The 6,303-nt window shown below is 66.1% G+C and carries 6 protein-coding genes; 4 read left to right on the top strand and 2 right to left on the bottom strand.

The genetic code is table 11. The features are described 5' to 3' along the window. Positions 1-149 precede the first annotated feature (149 nt). Positions 150-1,763: a peptide chain release factor 3 gene (locus VM306_RS16315; protein ID WP_325515838.1), complete on the bottom strand. Its 1,614-nt coding sequence runs from the start codon at positions 1,761-1,763 to the stop codon at positions 150-152. Positions 1,764-1,927: 164 nt separating this feature from the next. Here VM306_RS16315 and VM306_RS16310 point away from each other — a divergent pair, with 164 nt between their 5' ends. The 4 genes from VM306_RS16310 to VM306_RS16295 all read left to right on the top strand — a co-directional run bounded on the left by VM306_RS16310 (position 1,928) and on the right by VM306_RS16295 (position 5,228). Then, positions 1,928-2,299: a MerR family transcriptional regulator gene (locus tag VM306_RS16310; RefSeq protein WP_189155426.1), complete on the top strand. Its 372-nt coding sequence runs from the start codon at positions 1,928-1,930 to the stop codon at positions 2,297-2,299. 72 nt (positions 2,300-2,371) lie between these two features. Continuing rightward, positions 2,372-4,048 (top strand): ribonuclease J, encoded by a 1,677-nt coding sequence (locus VM306_RS16305; RefSeq protein ID WP_325515837.1) that lies wholly within the window; start codon positions 2,372-2,374, stop codon positions 4,046-4,048. A gap of 328 nt (positions 4,049-4,376) precedes the next feature. After that, positions 4,377-4,814 (top strand): MmpS family transport accessory protein, encoded by a 438-nt coding sequence (locus VM306_RS16300; RefSeq protein ID WP_325515836.1) that lies wholly within the window; start codon positions 4,377-4,379, stop codon positions 4,812-4,814. Positions 4,815-4,862: 48 nt separating this feature from the next. Further along, positions 4,863-5,228 (top strand): hypothetical protein, encoded by a 366-nt coding sequence (locus VM306_RS16295; protein WP_325515835.1) that lies wholly within the window; start codon positions 4,863-4,865, stop codon positions 5,226-5,228. A gap of 400 nt (positions 5,229-5,628) precedes the next feature. Here the strand turns inward: VM306_RS16295 and VM306_RS16290 are convergent, their stop codons facing one another. Next, entirely contained in the window at positions 5,629-6,009 is a 381-nt protein-coding gene (locus VM306_RS16290; RefSeq protein WP_325515834.1) for an STAS domain-containing protein, read from the bottom strand. Positions 6,010-6,303: the final 294 nt, after the last annotated feature.

Genomic DNA, 6,303 nt, shown 5'->3' with positions numbered 1-6,303 from the left:
TCATCACCCAGTCGACGTTGTGGCGATGCAGCGCCTCGAGCAAATCTCGCAGACGCACCCGCGGACGGTCTCGTGGCTCAAACACAGAGCTACAGTAGCGATCCGCTTCCTCCAGGTGCAGCGCAGACTTCTCCCCCAGCGAAGGACGGTCAGTCGTCGGTTCCTGCGACGAGGGACTCCAGTCGCACCTCGGGATGCAGGCGCCGCATGACGCCCAGCGCGGTGGAGTCGACGAACAGGGCGAGGTCCACGCCGTCGGTGCGGGTGAGCACCTCGGTGCGGTTGCCGTCCACCAGGGACCGTTGCTTGGGGTCGGCCAGGCGGCGCACGACGGTGTAGGGCAACGGTTCCAGCCGCACGGGCGACTTGAACTCCGCTTCGAGGCGATGTGCCGCGACCTCGAACTGCATGGGACCGACCGCGGCGAACACCGGCGCCCCGTCACCGCGACGCAACGAACGCAGGATCTGCACGACGCCTTCGGACTCCAATTGGTCGATGCCTCTGCGGAACTGCTTGGAGCGACTGAGGTCCGCCGGTCGCGCGACGGCGAAGTGCGCCGGCGCGAAGCTGGGCAAACCAGGGAAACGCACCACGGGTTTGCCCGCGTGCAGGGTGTCGCCCACGCCCAGCGCGGTGGCGTTGACCAACCCGATCACATCACCGGGAAAGGCCGTGTCCAAGGTGGAGCGCTGTTGGCCGAAGACCTGTTGCACGTACTTGGTGGCGAACGGCTTGCCCGTGGCGGCGTTGGTCACGACCATGCCTCGCTCGAACACGCCGGAGCACACACGCGCGAACGCGATCTGGTCGCGGTGCGCGCGATCCATGCCCGTCTGCACCTTGAACACGAACGCCGAGAACGGCGCGTCCAGCTTGCGCGGATCACCGGCGGCATCCGGCCGCGCGGTGGGGCGGGGCGCGATCTCGACGAGCAGGTCGAGCAGCTGCCGCACACCGAAGTTGAGCACCGCCGACCCGAAGAGCACCGGTGTCGCCGTGGCGGCGAGGAACCGCTCGAGCTCGAACTCACCGCCGGACGCGCCGAGCAGTTCCGCTTCCTCGCAGGCACGCGTCCAGCCCGCGCCCTCCTCGGCTTCGGCCTGACTCGGCAGCAGGTGCTCCTCGCCCGCGGCGGTGGCTCCGCCCGCGGTGCGCTGGTAGCGCACGAAGTGCCCGCTGCGGCGGTCGAGCACGCCGCGGAAGTGGCCGGCGTCGCCGACCGGCCAGGTCAGCGGCATCGCCTGCAGCCCGATCCGCTCGCCCAGCTCGTCGCACAGGTCCAGCGCGTCCCGGCCGGGACGGTCCCACTTGTTGATGAACGTGATCACGGGGATGCCGCGGTAGCGGCAGACGTCGAACAGCTTGAGGGTCTGCGGCTCCAGGCCTTTGGCCGCGTCGAGCAGCATGACCGCACAGTCCACCGCCGACAGCACCCGGTAGGTGTCCTCGGAGAAGTCGGCGTGGCCGGGAGTGTCCAGCAAGTTGATCACGCAGTCGCGGTAGGAGAACTGCAACGCGGCGGACGTGATGGAGATCCCGCGCGCCTTCTCCATCTCCATCCAGTCCGACACCACACCGCGCCGACCGGCCTTGCCGTGCACCGCGCCAGCCTCGGAGATCACCTTCGCGTGCAGGGCCAGCGCCTCAGTCATGGTCGACTTGCCCGCGTCCGGGTGGCTGATCACCGCGAAGGTGCGCCTGCGTTCCGCTTCCGCGAGCACGGTTGCGGACGAGGCGGTCACCGGGGTGGCGGTGGTCATTCGCGATCCTTCGGGGTTAGACAACATCTCGCCAAACTCTACCCTCACGTGACGGTAATCTGGACCTGCCCCCGGAGGCGCAAGTGGGGCACAAGCACCTGGCGCGATGCCGGAATGAGTGGTGATCGTGACGCAGTTCTGGAAGGGATGTTGTGGGCGAGCACATGCAGATCGGCGAGGTGGCCGAGAGGGCCGGTCTGTCGTTGCGCACGATCCGGTACTACGAGGAGGTCGACCTGGTGGTGCCGAGCGCGCGCAGCCAGGGCGGTTTCCGTCTCTACACCGAGCCTGACGTGCAACGCCTCGACGTGATCAAGCGGATGAAACCGCTCGGCTTCCAGCTCGAGGAGATGCGCGAGCTGCTCGGGATCCTCGACGCGCTGTCCACTGGCGACGATCCCGATCGCGACAAGCATCTCGACCGCCTCTCTGGGTTCTGGACCGCCGCCGACGAACGCTGTCAGCAGCTGCGCGCGCAGCTGCGCATCGCCGAGGACTTCGCCACGACGCTGCGGTCCCACCTGCCCTCGGACTGACGAACATCACGCCTGGCCCGCGTCGCCGATTTCCTCTCACCGGCAACTCTCACGTAACGTGAGGGTGTGACCATGGCTCGAACGTCCACCCCTCCGCCCGCACTCGCCCCGGATGCCCTGCGGGTCATCGCCCTCGGCGGCCTCGGTGAGATCGGCCGGAACATGACCGTGTTCGAGCACGAGGGCAAGCTGCTCATCGTCGACTGCGGGGTCCTGTTCCCCGAGGAGCACCAGCCCGGCGTCGACGTGATCCTCCCGGACTGGAGCTGCATCCGGGACCGGCTGGCCGACGTGGTCGCCATCGTGCTGACCCACGGCCACGAGGACCACATCGGGGGCGTGCCGTACCTGCTGCGGGAACGACGGGACATCCCGGTCATCGGCTCCCGGCTCACCCTGAAGTTCCTGGCCGCCAAGCTGGCCGAGCACCGGATCAAGCCCGTCCTGGTCGAGGTCCGGGAAGGCGAACAGCTCACTCGAGGGCCGTTCGACCTGGAGTTCCTCGCCGTCAACCACTCCATCCCCGACGGTCTGGCCATCGCCATCCGCACCGACGCCGGTCTCGTGCTGCACACCGGTGACTTCAAGATGGACCAGTTCCCGCTCGACAAGCGGATCACCGACCTCCGCGGTTTCGCCCGCCTCGGCGAGGAGGGCGTCGACCTGTTCCTCGTCGACTCCACCAACGCCGACGTGCCCGGCTTCACCACCTCGGAACGCGATCTCGCGCCCGCGATCGACGAGGTGTTCCGCACCACGCCGCGCCGGGTGATCGTTTCCAGCTTCGCCAGCCACGTGCACCGCATCCAGCAGGTGCTCGACGCTGCGGCCGCGCACGGCCGCAAGGTCGCCTTCGTCGGCCGCTCCATGGTCCGCAACATGGGTCTGGCCGCCGAGCTGGAGTACCTGAAGGTGCCCGACGGGCTCGTCGTCGACATCAAGGACGCCAACCGGCTTCCCGCCCACCAGGTGACGCTGGTGTGCACCGGGTCGCAGGGAGAGCCGATGGCCGCTCTGTCCCGCATGGCGGCCGGCGAGCACGAGATCGTCATCGTCGAGGGCGACACCGTCCTGCTGGCCAGCTCTCTGATCCCCGGCAACGAGAACGCCATCTACCGCGTGATCAACGGCCTGACCGACCTCGGTGCCAACGTGGTACACAAGGGCAACGCCAAGGTCCACGTCTCCGGGCACGCCAGCGCCGGTGAACTGGTCTACTGCTACAACCTCGTGCAACCCACCAACGTCCTGCCCATGCACGGCGAGGCACGCCACCTGCGGGCCAACGCCGAGCTGGCCGTCAAGACCGGGGTCGACCGCGACCAGGTGCTCGTCGCCGCGAACGGCCACGTCATCGACCTACACGAGGGCCGGGCCTCGGTCACCGGCCAGGTCGAGATCCACAACATCTACGTCGACGGCCAGACCGTCGGCGGCGTCACCGAGGACTCCCTGGCGCAGCGCCGCACGCTGGGCGAAGAAGGCATGATCACCGTAGTCGCCATCATCGACACCGACACCGGGCGGCTCGACGACACACCCGACTTCATCGCCCACGGCTTCGAACACGACGCCTCGACGTTCCTGCCGGTGATCCCCGCCATCGAGAAGGCCCTCGCGGGCGCGGCGGAGAGGAGCACCACCGACGTGGCGGAGTTCGAACGTCTCATCGGCCAGCAGGTGCAAATGTGGGCACAACGCACATACCGCCGCCGACCGGTGGTCATCCCGGTCGTCATCGAAGCCTGAATCGCACGTGGTGATGACCATGAGCAACCCGTGCCGATTCGAAGCGACGAGCATCTTGCAGATGTCCTGGTCTGATTCCAGATCAGCGTGCGATCCGACAGTTCGCCGCGAAATTTCTTAACCCCGGTCGACATAACTTAGCGACGAAAGATTGAATCGAGTCGACTGGCCCTCTATACTAGTTTCGAGCTATCCAATAGCGCATGAACACACGAACTGCGCAAGCTTGCTACATGTGTGGACTCAAGTCCCCCCTCGGACACGAAATCGCCTTTTTGGTCTGTTCGAGGGACATCGGTAACGCGATATTGGCCGGTTGCGTGCGATCGTGCTGGTGATCATCATCGGCAATGTTGCGAACGGCGGAAAAACCCCCGACTCCACCGACACGGCAGGCACCGCCACCCAGCAGCCAGCCGCTGCCACCCCCGCGCCAGCCCCCGCACAGCAGCCCGCGCCCGCCGCGAAGAAGACCATCGTCTACGAGGTCGGCGGTGCCGGCACGGCGAACTCGATCACCTACACCACCGACGGCATGACCTCGACCCAGCAGGAAGGCAACGTGAAGTTGCCGTGGTCGAAGACGATCGAGCTGCCTGCCGGTGAGGCCCTGCAGATGGTGTCGATCTTCGCGCAGGCAGGTGAAGGAACTCCCGAGATCACAGCGAAGATCACCGTGGACGGCAAGATCGTCAAGGACGGCAAGTCATCCGGCCTGTACGCGGTCGTCAACGTCAACGAAAACATCGGCTCGCTCGGCAAATAGCCGCGCAGTTCGGCCACCCCACCAACTCGCCGGGGGAGTCCTTTCGCCATGTCGCAGTCTCAGCAGCCGCAGGAGAAGCCCAACGCCAGCGCGTCCGATACCTCGACGCCTGCACCCAGCACGACCTCGACCAAGTACCCGCAAGATCCCGAAGGCCCGTTCAGGCCGTACGTCCAGCAGGAAACTGAGCGCGGACCGATGTGGAACAACGGTCTACCGGAGGCTTCCCTACGGCGAATCCGCGCCTCTGCGACGGTTGAAGAAGCTGGTGTTCAGGCCACTACCGAAACTGTGATCTTGCTGCACTCGATCCGCCGCACCCTGATCTGGACGTTGATCATCTTCCCGCTGGCAGTGCTCGGCCTCCTGATCGCAATGGTCGCCATCGGCAACAGCGAACGGTTTCCCGACTAGCGGGGCGAGTCGTAGTTCCAATCGCTGGTCATCGTATTCGATTTGTAAGCCTTGCTCCCGGCCTTTCATCGCTGATGGTGACAACGCGACCAACTGTGGTGTCGCCGAAGTGCGAGCCGCTCCCACGCCTCGTCGTCGATGCGCAGCGGACCCTGCGGCGGCGGGCGGGGTATGAGTGTGCGTTCCACGATGAGCGGCAGCGGGGTGCGGGACACAATCACCGCTGGATGTCTTCCCACTTCAGCGGTCTGTCACCGGCGTGCCCCGCAACGCGAGCATCGCCCGATTCGCACCGGCAACCGAACACGCCAGCACCCGCGCTGTGCTGCGGGTTGCCACCGCGGAGTTGCCTACCTCGCCAGTGCTTGCGAAAGGTCGTCTGGTTCCATCAACGCTCCGATCACTCGGACGAAGCACGAATAGCGGTGACGGCGTCGGCCACGGTGGGGAACATCGGCAGCCGCGTGTTCATACCGCTCGCAGTCAAGGACCTCGTCACAGCCTTACCTGGCGCCACGACGCCGAAGGAAACGCCTTGCAGCTCGGCCTCTCTCTGCACGGAGACGAGCAGGCTGATGCCGGCGGAACCGAAGAAACTCACCGCGTGAAGATCGATGACGATCCCCTTGGGCTGTTGATCGACCACGAGGAGGGTGTCTGCGAGCAAGGTCTTCGCGGTCTTCATGTCGAGTTCTCCGGCGAGCACGACGACTGTGATGCCGTCGTGGTCAACGGTGTGCGGGGTTGGCAGGTCAGCGGCCTCGTTGAACTGCTGTTCCATTTCGGCTCCTGTCAGCCAACCGCGGAGGCGCCGACACGAGCCGCTGCCCCAGCCAGAGACCAGCAGACGTGCCTCTCCACATGATCATTTCCTGTCCTCCACGCTATCCGCTACATGATGGGTAGACAACCTTGCGGTTGCAACCGTCACAGGGCGGGACTTCACCGTTGTCACAGGGCAGGCACGAGTGCGGTGCCGCACGCCTCCGCGCGATGTCGTGCCACGCAGGACATGAGACGGTCAGGGCGCTTGGCCGGGGACAGGGGACGGCTTCGCCGCGGTGGTGCGCTCGAC

Origin of the sequence: Lentzea sp., from assembly GCF_035525475.1 — a bacterium.
Lineage (GTDB): Bacteria > Actinomycetota > Actinomycetes > Mycobacteriales > Pseudonocardiaceae > Lentzea.
The sequence above is the reverse complement of the archived record's forward strand: the minus strand, read 5'-3'. Positions and strand labels throughout refer to the sequence as shown.